Annotated in this window: 15 protein-coding genes; 6 read left to right on the top strand and 9 right to left on the bottom strand. The window is 52.0% G+C overall.

What is annotated here, in order from left to right:
• Positions 1 to 30: 30 nt before the first annotated feature.
• The 9 genes from hmcE to SYK_RS00700 form a co-directional block, all read right to left on the bottom strand.
• On the bottom strand, positions 31 to 708 hold the full coding sequence (hmcE, locus tag SYK_RS00740) for a sulfate respiration complex protein HmcE (RefSeq protein WP_281761718.1): 678 nt from the start codon (positions 706 to 708) through the stop codon (positions 31 to 33).
• A gap of 54 nt (positions 709 to 762) precedes the next feature.
• The gene (gene hmcD, locus SYK_RS00735; RefSeq protein WP_281761717.1) at positions 763 to 894 is read right to left on the bottom strand and encodes a sulfate respiration complex protein HmcD; all 132 of its coding nucleotides are present in this window, start codon (positions 892 to 894) and stop codon (positions 763 to 765) included.
• A gap of 17 nt (positions 895 to 911) precedes the next feature.
• Positions 912 to 2,087, bottom strand: a complete 1,176-nt coding sequence (gene hmcC / locus SYK_RS00730) for a sulfate respiration complex protein HmcC (RefSeq protein WP_281761716.1) — start codon at positions 2,085 to 2,087, stop codon at positions 912 to 914.
• Entirely contained in the window at positions 2,088 to 3,143 is a 1,056-nt protein-coding gene (gene hmcB, locus SYK_RS00725) for a sulfate respiration complex iron-sulfur protein HmcB (protein WP_281761715.1), read from the bottom strand.
• A gap of 17 nt (positions 3,144 to 3,160) precedes the next feature.
• Positions 3,161 to 4,768 (bottom strand): sulfate respiration complex hexadecaheme cytochrome HmcA, encoded by a 1,608-nt coding sequence (gene hmcA, locus SYK_RS00720; protein ID WP_281761714.1) that lies wholly within the window; start codon positions 4,766 to 4,768, stop codon positions 3,161 to 3,163.
• Between the two features lie 573 nt (positions 4,769 to 5,341).
• Positions 5,342 to 6,424 carry a Gfo/Idh/MocA family protein gene (locus SYK_RS00715; protein ID WP_281761713.1) on the bottom strand — a complete coding sequence of 361 codons (1,083 nt, stop codon included), beginning with the start codon at positions 6,422 to 6,424 and terminating at the stop codon, positions 5,342 to 5,344.
• 17 nt (positions 6,425 to 6,441) lie between these two features.
• The gene (nagA, locus tag SYK_RS00710) at positions 6,442 to 7,581 is read right to left on the bottom strand and encodes an N-acetylglucosamine-6-phosphate deacetylase (RefSeq protein ID WP_281761712.1); all 1,140 of its coding nucleotides are present in this window, start codon (positions 7,579 to 7,581) and stop codon (positions 6,442 to 6,444) included.
• Entirely contained in the window at positions 7,581 to 8,624 is a 1,044-nt protein-coding gene (locus SYK_RS00705; RefSeq protein ID WP_281761711.1) for an SIS domain-containing protein, read from the bottom strand. Before SYK_RS00705 ends, nagA begins: the two co-directional genes overlap by 1 nt.
• 3 nt (positions 8,625 to 8,627) lie before the next feature.
• Positions 8,628 to 9,512 carry a glucosamine kinase nucleotide-binding domain-containing protein gene (locus SYK_RS00700; protein ID WP_281761710.1) on the bottom strand — a complete coding sequence of 295 codons (885 nt, stop codon included), beginning with the start codon at positions 9,510 to 9,512 and terminating at the stop codon, positions 8,628 to 8,630.
• A gap of 125 nt (positions 9,513 to 9,637) precedes the next feature.
• Between SYK_RS00700 and SYK_RS00695 the strand changes: the two genes are divergently transcribed.
• The 6 genes from SYK_RS00695 (at position 9,638) to SYK_RS00670 (ending at position 16,144) form a co-directional block, all read left to right on the top strand.
• A complete protein-coding gene (locus SYK_RS00695) occupies positions 9,638 to 10,555 on the top strand; it encodes an N-acetylmuramic acid 6-phosphate etherase (RefSeq protein ID WP_281761709.1) in 918 nt (305 codons plus the stop codon).
• A gap of 46 nt (positions 10,556 to 10,601) precedes the next feature.
• The gene (locus SYK_RS00690; RefSeq protein ID WP_281761708.1) at positions 10,602 to 11,861 is read left to right on the top strand and encodes an ABC transporter substrate-binding protein; all 1,260 of its coding nucleotides are present in this window, start codon (positions 10,602 to 10,604) and stop codon (positions 11,859 to 11,861) included.
• Between the two features lie 64 nt (positions 11,862 to 11,925).
• A complete protein-coding gene (locus SYK_RS00685; RefSeq protein ID WP_281761707.1) occupies positions 11,926 to 12,858 on the top strand; it encodes a carbohydrate ABC transporter permease in 933 nt (310 codons plus the stop codon).
• Between the two features lie 9 nt (positions 12,859 to 12,867).
• Positions 12,868 to 13,704: a carbohydrate ABC transporter permease gene (locus SYK_RS00680; protein ID WP_281761706.1), complete on the top strand. Its 837-nt coding sequence runs from the start codon at positions 12,868 to 12,870 to the stop codon at positions 13,702 to 13,704.
• 9 nt (positions 13,705 to 13,713) lie between these two features.
• Positions 13,714 to 14,793, top strand: a complete 1,080-nt coding sequence (locus SYK_RS00675; RefSeq protein WP_281761705.1) for an ABC transporter ATP-binding protein — start codon at positions 13,714 to 13,716, stop codon at positions 14,791 to 14,793.
• A gap of 133 nt (positions 14,794 to 14,926) precedes the next feature.
• A complete protein-coding gene (locus tag SYK_RS00670; RefSeq protein ID WP_281761704.1) occupies positions 14,927 to 16,144 on the top strand; it encodes an ROK family protein in 1,218 nt (405 codons plus the stop codon).
• Positions 16,145 to 16,189 lie beyond the last annotated feature (45 nt).

The following is a 16,189-nucleotide window of genomic DNA, read 5'->3' as shown; positions in this document are numbered from 1 at the left end:
CCATTATCTTGGGCTGTGTCTCAATCCCGATTACCAGGACATGTCCGAGCCTTTCATGCCACCACGCTTGATGCCGTAATCCATTCCCAGCTGCATGCGGGACATGAAGAACAGAATGGCGTGACTCAGCTTGGTGAAAGGCAGACAAAGCAACCAGATTTCCGCGCTGATGATATGTGCCATCAACCAGAAGTTGTAATCGCCCATCTCGTAGCGTGCGATCAAACCGGTGACAAAAGGCATCACCGTAATGACCAGCAGCAGGTAATCGTAGAAGGTGGTGATGATGCGCACTTCAGGGAATGCAATACGGCGCAGAACCATGAACAGGCCGCCGACCAGGCATATCCAGGCCAGCGTGTCTGCCACAAAGGTGGGCAGCGCAGGCAGGCTGAATCCGAATGCATCTTGCAGCATCACATTATGTGCTTCCAAAAAGATCGGAGTGACGAGCAATCCGATATGGAAGGCAAAGAAGATGATGGTAAAACCGGGGCGAACTCTCCACAAACGGGCCTTAAACGGAATGATAAAGGCCAGAATGGAACGGAATCCACCGCGCAGTCCGTAACTCATGTTGGGGCGATAGGCCACTCTGTCAAGCTGCCAACTCAGGCCCCTGACATACATGACGGCGCGAACGATCAGGCCGCCAAAGCTGACGAGAAACGTCACCCAGAGCATGGGCCCTGTCAGGAAATCGTACATTTCCGCTTCTCCTTGATTGTCATATCGTTAGTTATAAAACGATGGCCTAAGCGCCTAGTCGTCCTTTTTATTTCCGCCCATGAGGAACTGCCAATAGAGGGTGACCCCTACCAGAATTGCTCCCATGATCAGATACACTGTGCCTTTGGTGAAGGTGTAGTAATCCTGTAAATTAAAGAATTCCATCTCAATACCTCCCGAGGCTAGTGTTCGCCCTTGTAATCAGGGTGCTCGTAGAAAATGGGCATCCTGGTGCTGATGAACCGGAAAACAACCACACCGATGGTGACTACGAACAGGGAGATGGTGATCTCGCCCCAGCTCGGGAAATACCGCTCTGCGGAAGGCAGGTGGTAGTTGAAGGCAACCATGGAGATATTGAATCGGTTGACGATAATGCCGAGGACAGTCAGTCCAGCGGCCCATTTGATGACAGTGATATTCCTGTCCCGAACGCCGATGGCATACAGGAAAGATGGCAGGGCTACGCAACCGAGCATCTCAACCAGATACCACGCGCCGTAGCCGGTGGTCAGGTAGTGCCAGTTGTTGTCGTATGCCAAGCCAATAACCTTGATGGAGAAGTACCCGAACAGCACGAGGGAAGCGGTCTTTCCGAATCCAAGGATAAGACCATCGTGGTTATTCAGGTACTCCTTGTCCATCAAGTGGTGCATGGGCTTATGAGAGAGAGTTCCTTCGAAGATGACCATGGACAACCCGGCACAAATGCTCGACACGAAGAAGAATACCGGCAGGTATTGCGAATACCAGAGCGGATGCAGCTTCGATGGCACGATGGTGAACAACGCGCCCAGAGAGGACTGATGCAAGGTGGACAGGACCACACCGAAGATGGTCAGGACCAGAGTCAATTTAACCACGGTGTTGCGGATCTTCTTCATACCGAGCCATTCGAACAGGGCCGGTGTGAATTCGATGAACAGCACGGTCAGGTACAGCATGACGCACAAACCCACTTCAAAAAGCAGAGACGTTGTTCCCTGCTGAACAAAGAGGGGGTACGGCAAACGCCAAGGACGACCGACGTCGTATCCCAAAGCAAAAACCACGAGGGCATAGCCGAGGAATGCGGTCAGGATGGCCGGACGGACACCGGCATGGAATTTCTTGAGACCGAACACGTAGCAGGCTGCAGAGGTGGTGTATCCACCGGCTGCCAAGGCAACGCCGCACATCAGATCGAAACCGATCCAGATGCCCCACGGATTGTTCTGGTCAAGGTTGGTAACGGCTCCGAGGCCGCCGGTAAAACGCATCACCGTGACGATGAGTCCGGCAATGAGAATGACTCCAGCAATAATATTGAACGGCGTGAATAAGGATTTCTTTTCAGCCGCAATGGTGTCGACAGACATTTAGGATTCCTCCTCACCGGTTTCGGCTTCTTCTTCCTTAGGAGCAAGAGCCTCTTCAACGGCTTTCTTGACCTCGACCTCGATGCGACGCTGGTTGGCGACTTCAGCCTTGGACAGCTGCTCATGCAACTTCTTCTCGGCTTCTTCACCGGCTCGGGTCAGGGCATCCTTGACAGCCGCGACGCGCTCGTCGTTGGCAATCTTATCCTTGCGCTTGCTCACGGCATAAATACCGCCCAGCAGCACAGGCCACAGACCAACCACAATGGGAACCGCAGCCAATGCACCAGCAGTCAGCTCAGGTGCGGAGGCAGTACCCAAATCTTCACGCATGCCAATCTCGGTGAACGGCTCGCCAGAGATATACATCCAGCTGGTGCCGCCCATTTCTCTTTCGCCGTAGACATGGTCCACGTAACGATCAGGGTAAGCGGCGATGCGCGCACGGGCGATCTTGATAATCTCATCGCGAGGGCCAAAGGTCAGTGCCTCCTTGGGGCAACGCTCCACACAACCGGGCAACTTGCCTTCGGCCAGACGGGGTGCGCACAAGGTGCACTTCATGACTCTGGGAGTCAGAGGCTCATCATATTCGTATGCCGGGATTTCGAAGGGACAGGCGACCATGCAATAGCGGCAGCCGACACAGACCGAAGCGTCATAACTGACCGCTCCGTTTGGTTCCTTCTTGAACGCCTTGACAAAACAGGCGGAGGCACAGGCAGGTTCCAGACAGTGATTACACTGCTTCTTAACAAAGACCGGTCCGGTCTTTCCCTGGAACTTGTTGACGACAGTATAAGTTTTTTCATCGGTCCGACGTTTGGTGTCGAGGACCGTCAGGTCGTCGAACTTCTTGTCGGGTGCGGGCAGTTGGTTCACCTCGTTGCAGGCCAGCTCGCATTTGCGGCAACCAATGCAACGAGTGGCATCAAAGAGCACGGCCTGCGTGTCGGGATGCGGACCAAAGGATTTACCTCCGGCCTTTGCCGACGTGGGAAGCGCGACACTCGCGCCAGCGGCGCCCAACAGTCCGAGGAATGTTCTACGTAACATCTAACGTTCTCCTTCGGTTAGTTGGCTTTTTTCTCGTGGCACGCGACACAATTCGTGGCAGCGGGCTTCTCGAGCTTCATTTCGGTATGGCAGCTCATGCACTGGGCATGATACGCAGCCTTCAAACCGGGCTTGCCATCAGTCTCAAACGGCTTGGCGTGACAGCTCGCGCACTTGGGCGGAGTGACAGATGCCGGAGCGTTGTGGTGACAACCAGCACACATGGCCTCAGGCGTAGCGTGGAAGGTATTAGCCAGTGGGCTATCCTTCATGCCTTTCGCCATGGAGAGCACAATCTTGCGGTGAGGCATTTTGCTCGGCTCGAACTTGTCGGAGATGACACCGATGGTCACAGTTTCCGGAATGTCCTCGATTGCGACCATGGCCTGACTTGCAGGACGGGAAGCAATCAAATTCACAGCTTCGGTCTGCATGACTTCCTTGGTTGCTCCGGGCGCGGGCTGGGCTGCATTATGGCAGCTCTTGCATGTGGCTTCGGAGTTGGCCTTGGAAACGGGACGAGCTGCATGACAACCAGCACATTCGGGCTTTTTCTGTTCCTTGGCATGACACCCAACACAGGAGCTATCCAAGGTCACGTCGTGCATGGCCTTGAAACTCGTGTCGACAGGAGCATTGACACCCTGAACGTGACACACGTTACATGTGTCGACTTCGGATTCGTGAAGTTTGTGATTGAACGCGACAGGAGCCATACCGGTAGCCTTTTCAGGTGCCGGGCCTTCAACCTTGGCCATCATCAGAACGGCGTCAGGCTGTTTGCGCGGCAAACGCGGCAGTTCGCCCATGGCCTTCACGGTCTTGGCGTTCTCTGCTTCGCGGGCATCGACTTTCTTGGCTTCATGACAACTTGCGCAATCAACGGGGCCACTACGTTCGGCCTTCTTCTCAATGAGCGTCTGATGACAGGTCACACATTGATTGTGGAAGACTTCCCTGGTGGAAAGATTCGCCATTTCTTCAGGAGAGTACACAGTCGCATAACGCCAGCTGTCTTCCTCGCCCTTCTTGTAGACTTCTTTCTTGGCGGTCTCGTCGTAGACGGTGTGGCAAGCACCACAGTTGGTTTGCTCACCCGCGTCAGCCGGAATAATCTTGGAATCCCAGTGAATGAAGTGAAGCGTGTTGTCCATGCCAGCCTCGACGCGTTCTGCGACGATTTCAGGCTTGGCCTGGTGACAGCTACGACACTCGCCCACCATGGGGCCGGTCTTGAATCCCTTGTCGCCGCTTTCGACGTGACAGGAAATACAGCCGTCATGATAAATGTCTTTGAGCTCTGACGCGGACAATTCGGGCTGTCCTTCGCCTTCCAGTCGATTGAAGGTCAGGGTCATGTTCCCTTCCGCATCCTTCTTATGACAGGAATTGCAGCTCATGCCCTGTTCTTTCAGGGCTTTTGTGTGTGCGTCATGTTCAAACACTGCCGCAGACTGTTCAAGTGACTCTAGTTTGGCGATGGTGTCGATCATGATCACGTCAGGCGTACCCGTGGCCTTCTCCACTGTGTCGAGCATGCCCATAGCTTCCATCTGGAAACCAAGCACGCCGACCAGCGCGATCATGATTGCAGCAAATCGCAACATCCTTTTACCGTTTGCCATGTGTGATCCCTTTCCTCAAAAGCGTTGATGGCAACGAACCGACCTTTCAGCCCGTTCTTCAGGTCCCGTTTCCGGGTCCTCTTCCGGCCCCCTGACGCAGCCATCCGGCAGCGCCCTAAAACTTGTCAAAAAACTCCTCCTGGATGGGTAGATTTAATAACCCACCTATTCGCGAGGTTTTTATCCATACCGAGCCGGTATGTTAATTCCATCACAATCGTCAAGCTGTTTTCAATTGTTAGTAATTATTATTATAAACAGATTAAAACACTAAAAACATTGAGGAACCTTTTTAGGAGGTATTTTGAAATTCGTTCTCAACTCACCACATTGACCCAACTGGCACAAGGATTTCATACTTTTTTGATAGAGAATTATTTCCCGTCAAAAAAGTATATAATTTATTCGTCCGAACACATTTTCACCACATTTTTATAATTTTTATGGCAAGACTTCAGCCCCTGTTTTTTAAACTTAGAAGATGACCAAACAAGACTCTTCACAAACACAAAAAGGGCGCACTCGATTGAGTGAGCCCTTTTTAATTCATCAAAAAACAATTGTATTTTTAAACTATTCTACAAGAGAAACAGGCTGGCCTTCACGAACTGATTTATCCGCGGCCAAAACAATACGCAAACTATTGACTGCATCTCGCATGTGTTCTGTCAAATTTATATCTTCCTGAATTGCCTTAAGAAAATAAACCTGCTCACGAAAACACAAACCATCGTGATCGGGTTCGTCTTCCACTTGAATCAATTCATCCTCTTTGACAAAAGCCCCATCTGCAGTGGTTTGGGAGTGATGCAACCGCAAACGACTCGCCTGCGTATGCCCTTCTACAGTCGACGACCCGGGCCCCTGCCCCGCTTGTTCTGCGGCAACAATACTGACACACCCTTCCGGACCGACAACATCCTTCACGAAAAAAGCAGTTTCGCTCATCATAGGGCCCCATCCGGCTTCATACCAACCCACGGAACCATCATCAAAATAGACCTGCAACTGACCATAATTGTACATGTCTGGCGCGATTTCATCTGTCAGTCGCACTCCCATGGCATTGACCTTCACAGGTTTTGCGCCGCTCATGAGGCACATGATGTCCACATAGTGCACACCGCAATCAACAATGGGAGACATGGACTGCATGAGTTGCTTATGCACACCCCACTCGCTGCCGCTGGACTGCTGATTCAGGTTCATGCGCATAACCAACGGCTTGCCCAATCCTTGTGCCAGCTCAACAAATTTCTCCCATGACGGATGATGACGTAGAATATATCCGACAACCAATTTGCGATTTGCCTTGTTGGCTGCATCAACAACCCGCTGGGAATCTTCAACCGTGGGAGCCATCGGCTTTTCCAAAAAGACATGCGCGCCTGCCTCAAAAGCACTGCACGCAAATTCTGCATGGGTATCGGAATAGGTGTTGATACTTACCGCGTCGGGCTTCACCGATTCCAGCGCTTCGTTATACTCATCAAACCGTGGATAATCGATCAATTCAGGCGGAAGATCATTCAGGGTCGTGGCGTGACGACTGCACAACCCCACAATTTCGAAACCATCTAACGCATGATACGCCTTGGCATGAGAACGTCCCATATTGCCCAGACCGACAACCAATATTCTGACTCGTTCCTGCATTATTCAACCTTGCCCATTTATAAAGAATTATCTCCGGCAATCCAAGTATCAAGCACACGAAAATCGTCATCCAACAAAACAAAATCAGCCTGACAACCAAGAGCGATGCGTCCCATACGATCTTCCAAACCAAGGAAGGTCGCCGGGTACAAAGACGCCATACGTAACGCCTCTTCCACAGGCAGATGCAATTGCTCAACAGCATTCCGAACAGCGGCAGCCATATTGAGATCGGACCCTGCAAGGGTACCCTCTGCTGACTGACAACGACCATCGTCCCCCAAAATAGGCTGCCCTTGCAAAACAAAATTTTTATCCTTAGCCCCGACACTCGGCATAGCGTCCGTCACCAGCATAACCTTGCCCCGTTTCTTGGCGGCAACCGCCACCCGCAACGATGCAAAATGGATATGATGTCCGTCCGCGATGACACCTACCCAGCTCTCAAGATCTTCCAGCGCAGCACCTACTACGCCTGGTTCACGGCTGGTCAACGGCGACATTGCATTGAACAGATGGGTAACTCCGGTCGCACCGACGCTCAGCCCTGCACGAGCCTGATCATAGGTTGCCGCGGTATGTCCGATGCACACCTTGACCCCGACATCAGCCAAAGAGCGAATATACTCATTAGGCACACGCTCCGGGGCCACCGTAGTCATGACGACACCCAGATCATCGGCAGACAATAATTCCAATGCGCCTGTGTCCACATCACGAACAAAATTCTCCTGATGAATTCCCTTGCGCTCGGGGTTGATATACGGCCCTTCAAAATGGATTCCCAACAGACCGGATATCCCTTGCTGCAATCCTTGCCGAACAGCATCGGCAGCGTTGAGCATGGTTTCCCATCCGTCAGAAATAAGCGTGGGCATCAATCCGGTAGTCCCGAATTGACGGTGTGCGTTGATAATAATCCTGAGACCGTCCGGGGTGAGGCTATCATTGAACAAAACGCCGCCACCACCATTGACCTGTACGTCGATGAAACCGGGAGTGAGTAGATTACCACCAAGGTCAACGACCTCGACGCCACAGGCCATACCTCCCTCAGTAATTAGAGCAACGACCTTTCCATCCTCTACTTCAACGCTCAAGCCGTCATAGATGGCATCGCCCGTAAAGATTCTGCCGTTGGTAAAATATCTGCGCATTACAGCGTCTCCGTCACCTTTTTAAGAGAAGGTGGATTATCCGGGTTCATGCCACGCGCCAATGAAAGTTGGTTGGCCATAGTGTAAAAAGATTGAATCATGGCAATGGGTGCGGCTGCCGGATGCATGCCGGGAACCACGGGCAAACGACCGGACGCAGGAGCGCCCTCCTCTGCCATGAACAGTTTAGCTCCCTTGCCACGCAGGACCTCGGCCAACTCCAACAAACCCGGGCGGGTCGCATCTTCCTGACTAAACATCAAAATCCGGGAACGACGACGGATCAAGGCCAATGGGCCGTGCATAATTTCAGCACCACTGATACCTTCTCCGTGCAGTGAAGAGGTCTCCTTAAGCTTAAGCGCCGCCTCTAGGGCAACGCCATAACTCAAACCACGTCCAACCACGAAAAGATTATCAGCATCGGCCAACGGCTCCACGGCTTCGTCCCAAGACAGCGAAAGAGCCTTGTCCAGATTGTCCGGCAACCGATTGAAAGCATTACCCAAGGCCATATCTCCAGACATGGCGGCAGTAAAATGAAGTAATGTGCTCAAAGAAGCGATATATGACTTGGTAGCGGCCACACTCTTTTCCGGCCCAGCCAACAACGGGATAACAGCATCAGCCATATCGGCAGCAGGGGACTCTTCCTGATTGACCAAAGCAAGAATGAATGCCCCGTTCTCCCGCGCCCACTGAGCACTGGCAAGCAGGTCGGGACTTTTGCCGGACTGAGAAATAAGAATAAACAAACAGCCTTGCAGGTTCATCGGGTTGCCATAAATGGACCCCACCGACGGCGCGGCGGACATGACCGGTAAACCAAGATAAACTTCCATGAGATATTTGGCATAACTGGCGGCATGATCGGAACTACCACGCGCACAAGTTGCCACAAAACGCGGAGGAGTCTTCATGTATCGAGATGCCAATTCAGCGCAGATAGAGTCATTTTTCTCTTTCTGAAGAGCAACCACCGCAGGAGCTTCACAAGTTTCGCGGTACATCAACGTCGAAGTCCGTTCGATCACAACGTCCATTCCTCAAACAGCTGTCTTTTCACAGTGTTTTCGTGCCAAAAGCAACCCGCCAGCCAAAGAATCTCCCTGAGGAGAAACGAGACTCTGCCTGACATCCTCTGGCAACCATTTGTTGATAGGCTTTGCCACGCCACCAATCATGACGACACGGTCAGTCCCTTTTGCCGCCAACGCACGAAGTAACAACGCTGTATCCCGGCCAGCCTGACGCATGATATCTTCGGCCATTTCATCGCCATCATCTGCCCATTGGGAAACCAAAGGCGCAAACGCACCATATTTGGCGGGAGTAGCTTGTTCGGCCCATGGAACGGCCCTTTCCGGAGAATTACCAAGGCGATCCATGACTTCAATCGCCAGCCCTCCCATGGGAATAACCCCCTCAAAAGCGAGCAAGGAACCACGCACCGCCTGATGCCCGATAAATGCACCACTCCCATGATCGGAAATTTCGAACCCCCAACCCCCGACGGTGTGTTCTCTTCCGCCGAGGATGGCACAGCCGCAACTACCCGTGCCGAGAATCAATATCCCGCCATCCTGACCGTTATGTGCGCCAAGACACGCGATATACGCATCGGATTCAATCGTCATGGATTTAAAGGGATGATCGTATGAGGCCAGCAAAGTTCGCTCTCTCTGTAGCGAAACCCCAGCCAGTCCAAGCCCGGCATGCAGGTCTTTTTTCCTGTCCAGACTCAGTCCTGCCGAGGCCAAGGCAATGTCCGTGGCAGCGATAATGCTCCCAAACGCAACATCCAAACCCAAACGAGTATTGGCTGGTCCGCCTCGCCCTTCACCCAGGATATTCCCATCCATATCGGAAATACGAGCGCGGCATCTGGTGCCGCCACCGTCTACTCCAACCAAAAACTTGGCATCTTGCATGGTTTACGCTCCTTTAGAGGGCCTACTCAATTAACGCGACAACGGCAAACATATACTTTAAAATCGGTGACCGAAGTAAATCGAATTTCTTTCCCGACACAGGTCTCTGTGCTACCCACTTATCTATGCCAACAAAAAAGGATTCTCCACGCGCCACCACAGAGCGCACTTCACCCCGTTCCATCGGTATCGACACATGGCCATCCCGTGACGTCCTCACCCACCTGTGGCAAGACCAGATCAATGGAGTATCTGCGGTCAGAGCCGCCATGGGACAACTCGAATCCGCTGCGCTTGGTGCAGTTGCTCGCCTGAAAAACCAAAAAAGCCGACTCATATATGTGGGAGCAGGGTCTTCCGGCGTTCTGGCCGGGCTGGATGGTATTGAACTGCCATGCACTTTCGGATGGCCGAAAAATCGTCTGGCCGTTTACCGTGCTGACGATTCCGACAACATCCTGACCATCACAACTCCGGGCGATGACGACGAAAACGCTGCGCTAAATGACTTCAAAAAAAGTAAAATTTTCGACAAAGATGTCGTAGTCACGGTCTCTGCCAGCGGCAACACTCCCTACACCTGCCTGTTCGCTGAACAAGCCAGACATAACGGCGCACTGGTCATCGGATTCGCGAACAACCCCGAATCCCGTCTGCTCAGCATTGCCGATCACCCAATCCTGCTCGATACAGGGCCGGAAGTCATTGCCGGATCAACCCGTCTCAAGGCCGGGACCTCACAAAAAACAGCTCTCGGCATGTTTTCAACACTGGTCATGACCCGATTGGGACATGTTCATGACGGTCTGTTGATTGATGTTGAACCGGATAATGCCAAACTGCGAAAAAGAGCGGCCCGAGTGGTCGCCTCCATAGCCGATGTATCTCTTGAAATTGCTGAAAATGCACTCGAACAAACCCATTACACCGTCAAGCCCGCCGTGCTTGTCGCCAAGGGAATGACTCCGACTCAGGCGCAGGAAGCATTGAATAAATCAGGACAGAATCTGAGAGAAGCCCTGATTCACATTGCTCAAGTCTGAATGGAGATGTATATTGTTCATCAAAATCCTAAACAGGGAGGAACCGATGCTGAAAAGACTTACAGAATTCACGCTGGCTGCGCTGCTGATCGTCAGCATGCTCGCGACCGGTGCCTTTGCCGCAACTACGTTGAAAATCGAAAGCTGGCGCAATGACGACAGCGACATCTGGACCGACACCATCATTCCGGCATTTAGCAAGAAACACCCGGATATCAAAATCATCTTCACTCCCATGCCTCCAGCAGAGTACAATGCAGGCCTCAATGCCAAACTGGCTGGCGGAACAGCAGGCGACTTGATCACCTGCCGTCCCTTCGACGCCTCCCTCGAAATGTTCAACAAAGGCTATATTGTTGATCTGAACGATCTTGCAGGCATGAAAGAATTTTCCGACGTCGCCAAATCCGCATGGCAAACCGATGACGGTAATTCCACCTTTGCGGTTCCAATGGCGTCCGTCATCCACGGCTTCATATACAACAAGGAAATCTTCGAAGAACTTGGTCTGTCCATTCCTACAACCGAAACAGAATTCTTCACGGTTCTCGAAAAGATCAAAGCCGACGGTAACTATACGCCCCTGTCACTGGGCACAGCCGACCAGTGGGAAGCTGCCACCATGGGTTTCCAAAACATCGGTCCCAACTACTGGAAAGGCGAAGAAGGCCGCAAAGCGCTGATCGCCGGAACCGCCAAGCTGACCGATGCCCCCTATGTCAATACATGGAAACAGCTCGCTAAGTGGGCACCATACATGGGTAAAGGGTTCAAGGCGCAGAAGTATCCTGACAGCCAGAACCTGTTCACCCTTGGCCGTGCCGTTATCTATCCCGCCGGTTCCTGGGACATCACCACATTCAACACTCAAGCCGATTTCAAATTCGGTGCATTTCCCCCGCCGCTGCCAGAAGGCGCTACCAAAGGGTACATATCCGATCATACCGACATAGCACTAGGCCTGAATGCCGCCTCTCCGAACAAGGAAGCCGCTCGCCTGTTCCTGGAATGGTTATCCACTCCCGAATTTGCTGAACTGTACGCAAATTCCCTGCCCGGTTTCTTCCCCCTGTCCAACCACAAGGTTTCTCTGAAAGACCCGGTTGCCCAGGAATTCATCAACTGGCGCAACACGCATGAGTCCACCATCCGTAACTCCTACCAGATCCTCTCACGTGGCAACCCGAACCTTGAGAACCAGCTGTGGAATGTCAGCTCTCAGGTCATCAACGGCACCATGACTCCCGAGGACGCTGCCAAGGAAACGCAGGCCGGTCTCGAAAAATGGTACAAGCCCCAACAATAGCAATCCAACAACAAAGGGACTCCCATACGGGGGTCCCTTTTCACGTTTTTCCGAAGGTATCAGAATGAGCGCATCAGGCGGTAGGTTCGCCCGTTTCCCACACCACATCGTGCTATTCCTAGCTCCGGCAACGATCATCTACACATTGTTCATGATCTACCCTTTGCTCGATTCCATCCGATTAAGCCTCTATGCAACTGACGGCAATGACGCTTTATCTTTCTCAGGGTTGGCCAACTACATCGCACTGATCACCGACCCCCAATGGTCCAAACCGTTCTGGAACGCACTTCTGAACAACTTTAAATTTTTCTGCGTCCACATGTTTGTACAAAATCCAATCGGTATAATGCTGGCAGCCCTGCTCAGCCTGCCGAAACTCACGGGACGCACCACGTACCGCACACTGATTTTCATACCCACCATGTTGTCAGTGGTTATCATCGGCTTCATCTGGCAACTCATCCTCAGTCCACTCTGGGGCGTCAGTGAAACCCTTCTTAGCTTCATCGGCCTAACAGACTGGTTCCAGCCATGGCTGGGACAAGAGGGCACGACTCTTGTCACCCTGTCACTCATCTCGGTCTGGCAGTTCGTAGGCATTCCCATGATGCTGATCTACGCGGCCATGCTAAACATCCCGCATGATCTGGTGGAAGGAGCCATCATTGACGGCGCCACACACTGGGAAATTTTCTGGCACATCAAACTGCCACTCATCCTGCCCACCATTGCCATGGTCTCCATTCTGACCTTTGTGGCGAACTTCAACGCCTTCGACCTTATTTACGCGGTCAAAGGGGCTTTGGCCGGACCAAACTTCTCCAGTGACATCATGGGCACTCTTTTTTACCGTACCTTCTTCGGATTCCAACTCCAATTGGGCAACCCGACAATGGGTGCCACCATCGCGACCATGATGTTCATGGTCATCCTGCTCGGCGTCCTGCTGTATCTCTTCATCCTGCAACGCAAACTGCGCCGGTACGCACTGTAGGAAACTGTCATGCACAAAACCAAGAAAACCGTCAGCACGCTGGGCATTCATATAATTCTGCTCACATACACGCTCATCGCCCTGTGGCCCATTTTTCTGACGATCATCAACTCGTTCAAATCACGTAGAGCCATCTTCAACAGCCCCATGAGTCTGCCAGGAATCGATACATTCAGCCTCAAGGGATTCATCAAGGTGTTGGTCCGTTCGGATTTCGAAATCTATTTCATGAACTCCATCATCATCACGGTGGCAACACTGACGTTGGTCCTTATCCTTGGAGCCATGGCAGCATGGGCCTTGTCCGAATACGAATTCAAGGGCAACAAATGGCTCGGCCTCTATCTGGCAATCGGAATCATGATTCCCATCCGCCTCGGCTCGGTCAGCCTGCTTCAACTCATCGTGGACATGAACCTCACGAACACATTGACCGCACTGGTGCTGGTCTACGTAGCCCAGAGTATTCCACTGGCCATATTCATTCTATCGGAATTCATGCAGCAAATACCAAAGGACCTGAAAGAGGCCGCACGCTGTGACGGTGTGAGTGAATACACTATTTTCTTCAAGGTCATTCTGCCGTTAACCCGCCCGGCCATCGCCACTGTCGGCGTTTTCACGCTGGTCCCGGTTTGGAATGATCTCTGGTTCCCGCTGATTCTGGCTCCAAGCGAACAGACACAGACCATCACCTTAGGCGTCCAGCAGTTCATCGGCCAATATGTCACCGACTGGAATGCTGTTTTAGCATCATTGACGCTGGCTATCGTCCCGATCCTGATCATTTACATTCTGTTGTCCAGACACCTGATCCGCGGCATTACCGCCGGTGCTGTCAAATAGAGGAAAGACATGTCTGATATCAAACTGAAAAATATCGATAAAGCCTTCGGCAAAACCGAAGTCCTCCATGACGTAAATATGGACGTCAAAGACGGTGAGTTCGTCGTGTTTGTCGGCCCGTCCGGTTGCGGAAAATCCACACTGTTGCGTGTCATTGCCGGACTGGAAAAAGTCACGGCAGGTGAAATTCACATTGACAACAAACTGGTTAACGAGGTCCAGCCCCGTGAACGCGGTATCGCCATGGTCTTCCAGTCCTACGCACTGTATCCGCACATGACGGTCTATAAAAATATGTCCTTTGGCCTAAGACTTAAAAAGCACAACAAGCAGGAAATCGACCAGCGTGTCCGCCATGCAGCCGAGACCCTGCAACTAACCAAGTATCTGAACCGCCGTCCGGCGGAACTATCTGGTGGTCAAAGACAGCGTGTGGCAATCGGCCGAGCCATTGTCCGCAATCCAAAAGTCTTTCTTTTCGACGAGCCTCTGTCCAATCTGGACGCGGCGCTCAGAGTGCAAACCCGCATAGAAATTGCCAAATTGCACAAAAAACTCGACACGACCATCATTTATGTCACTCATGATCAGGTTGAAGCCATGACCCTCGCCGACAAAATAGTCGTGCTTCACGATGGTCGTGTAGAACAAGTCGGAGCACCGCTCGAATTGTACAACACCCCGGCCAATTTATTCGTCGCCGGTTTCATAGGATCGCCCAAAATGAATTTCCTCAAAGGTAATGTAGCCTCGGTCAAAGGTTCGACGGTTGAAATAGCCTTGCCGGACAGTAAGACCATCACCATCCAGCATGATACACCCGGAAATAAAAACACACAGGCCACCGTGGGAATCAGGCCGGAACACCTGCTCTTATCTGAGCCGAAAAACGGTCTGCTCAAGGCAGAAGTGGATGTAGTCGAACGGTTGGGCGATGTCAGTTATCTCTACTGTACACTGTCCGACGGCACTGCGATCATTGCCAGCACACCCGGCACCAGCGAAGCAACTACCGGCGATGTCATCCACCTGACAGCCCGTACTGAAAAGGTTCACGTATTTGGACCGAACGGGACGGCTTGGAAATAGCCCCTACTCACAAACAAAAATCAAAAAGGGTCGCCGAGTTTTCGGCGACCCTTTTTGCATGATCTCATCTCCCTTATTGTAAAAATTCTCGCTGACGACTATACATCGAACGAATTCAGAGGGGAGGGATCGAGTGCAAAGAGATCGAGTGCAAACGGCCAACAGGGAACTCATGCGCGCCATTAACCGTGACAGCGTGCTCAAAACAATCCGGTTGCAGGGCGAAATCTCGCGCACACACATAGCCGCCCAGACCGGACTGGGACAATCAACAGTTACAGACATCACTGCGGCTCTGCTTCAAGAAAACCTGCTGTTGGAAAAATCGACTCCGGGTAACCACACAGGACGTCCGCCCATCCTGCTTTCCCTGAATCCAGACGGAACCTTCGTCGCCGGAGCATATATCACATCACGACAAATCAGCGTGGTGGTCATCAATCTGGAAGCGCAGATCATTGGATCTCATGCACGACTTCTGGATAAAAATGCCACAACTCCCGAAAAAATTGCTGACCTCGTTGCTGAAACCGTCAGAACGTGCTGTCAGCGAAACGGTTTCATACCGGAGGATATCTCTGGCCTAGGTCTCGGCATACCAGGATTGGTCAATTCCGATAACGGCATGATCCATTTCCATCCCGGTTTTAACAAGGGATTTGACTGGTCAGATGTCCCATTCAAGGATCTGGTGGAAAAACGGACCGGCTTCCAAACTTTTATCGAAAACAGCTCCAACACATTGGCCATATTCGAACATTGGTTCGGCGCAGCACAAGGAATCGATAATTTTGTCGTCACCACTCTAGAACACGGCGTCGGCCTGGGACTTTACGCCAACGGTGCTCTGGTGCGTGGCTGGCAAGGAATGGCCGGAGAATTCGGTCACGTCAGAGGCAACTGCCATGATTCAATATGTCGTTGCGGTATGACTGGCTGTCTTGAGGCGGTCGCGTCGCCTCACGCCATTCTCAAAGAAGCACACAAAGCAGCTCAAAAGGGATTGTGGCACCCTGAATCAAAAAACATCACGTTAGAAATCGTCATTGATGCTGCGAAAAATGGCGAACAGGCTCTGCTTGATATTTTCACCCGTGCGGGTACTATTCTCGGCAAGCGTATTACAGATCTGACCCGCATCCTGAATCCGGAAACTATCATTATCACAGGCAAAAACAATCTAGCTGAAGACATGCTTTTCGCCCCGCTGTCCCAAGCCATGGACGCATGCAATTCCAAAGTATTTGGCCCCATGCCACGCCTTGTCATCCGCCCTTGGCGCGAAGAAAACTACGCACGGGGAGCCGGGGCATTGGTTCTACAAAAATTGCATCAAAACTGCGCACTGTAGCCATAATAAAATGATGCCCGGACCGAAAACCGCTAGTCACTGGCG

The organism is Pseudodesulfovibrio nedwellii (assembly GCF_027923765.1).
GTDB lineage: Bacteria > Desulfobacterota > Desulfovibrionia > Desulfovibrionales > Desulfovibrionaceae > Pseudodesulfovibrio > Pseudodesulfovibrio nedwellii.
Note: the sequence above shows the minus strand (reverse complement) of the source record. Positions and strands in the feature narration are given on the sequence as shown.

Excerpts from the sequence above, each read along its gene's own strand:
- SYK_RS00680 (WP_281761706.1), top strand. The coding sequence starts at position 12,868 with ATGCACAAAACCAAGAAAACCGTCAGCACGCTGGGCATTCATATAATT.
- hmcB (WP_281761715.1), bottom strand. The coding sequence starts at position 3,143 with ATGTTACGTAGAACATTCCTCGGACTGTTGGGCGCCGCTGGCGCGAGT.
- hmcD (WP_281761717.1), bottom strand. The coding sequence starts at position 894 with ATGGAATTCTTTAATTTACAGGATTACTACACCTTCACCAAAGGCACA.
- SYK_RS00700 (WP_281761710.1), bottom strand. The coding sequence starts at position 9,512 with ATGCAAGATGCCAAGTTTTTGGTTGGAGTAGACGGTGGCGGCACCAGA.
- SYK_RS00685 (WP_281761707.1), top strand. The coding sequence starts at position 11,926 with ATGAGCGCATCAGGCGGTAGGTTCGCCCGTTTCCCACACCACATCGTG.
- SYK_RS00690 (WP_281761708.1), top strand. The coding sequence starts at position 10,602 with ATGCTGAAAAGACTTACAGAATTCACGCTGGCTGCGCTGCTGATCGTC.
- hmcA (WP_281761714.1), bottom strand. The coding sequence starts at position 4,768 with ATGGCAAACGGTAAAAGGATGTTGCGATTTGCTGCAATCATGATCGCG.
- SYK_RS00705 (WP_281761711.1), bottom strand. The coding sequence starts at position 8,624 with ATGGACGTTGTGATCGAACGGACTTCGACGTTGATGTACCGCGAAACT.
- SYK_RS00695 (WP_281761709.1), top strand. The coding sequence starts at position 9,638 with ATGCCAACAAAAAAGGATTCTCCACGCGCCACCACAGAGCGCACTTCA.
- SYK_RS00715 (WP_281761713.1), bottom strand. The coding sequence starts at position 6,424 with ATGCAGGAACGAGTCAGAATATTGGTTGTCGGTCTGGGCAATATGGGA.
- hmcE (WP_281761718.1), bottom strand. The coding sequence starts at position 708 with ATGTACGATTTCCTGACAGGGCCCATGCTCTGGGTGACGTTTCTCGTC.
- hmcC (WP_281761716.1), bottom strand. The coding sequence starts at position 2,087 with ATGTCTGTCGACACCATTGCGGCTGAAAAGAAATCCTTATTCACGCCG.
- SYK_RS00675 (WP_281761705.1), top strand. The coding sequence starts at position 13,714 with ATGTCTGATATCAAACTGAAAAATATCGATAAAGCCTTCGGCAAAACC.
- nagA (WP_281761712.1), bottom strand. The coding sequence starts at position 7,581 with ATGCGCAGATATTTTACCAACGGCAGAATCTTTACGGGCGATGCCATC.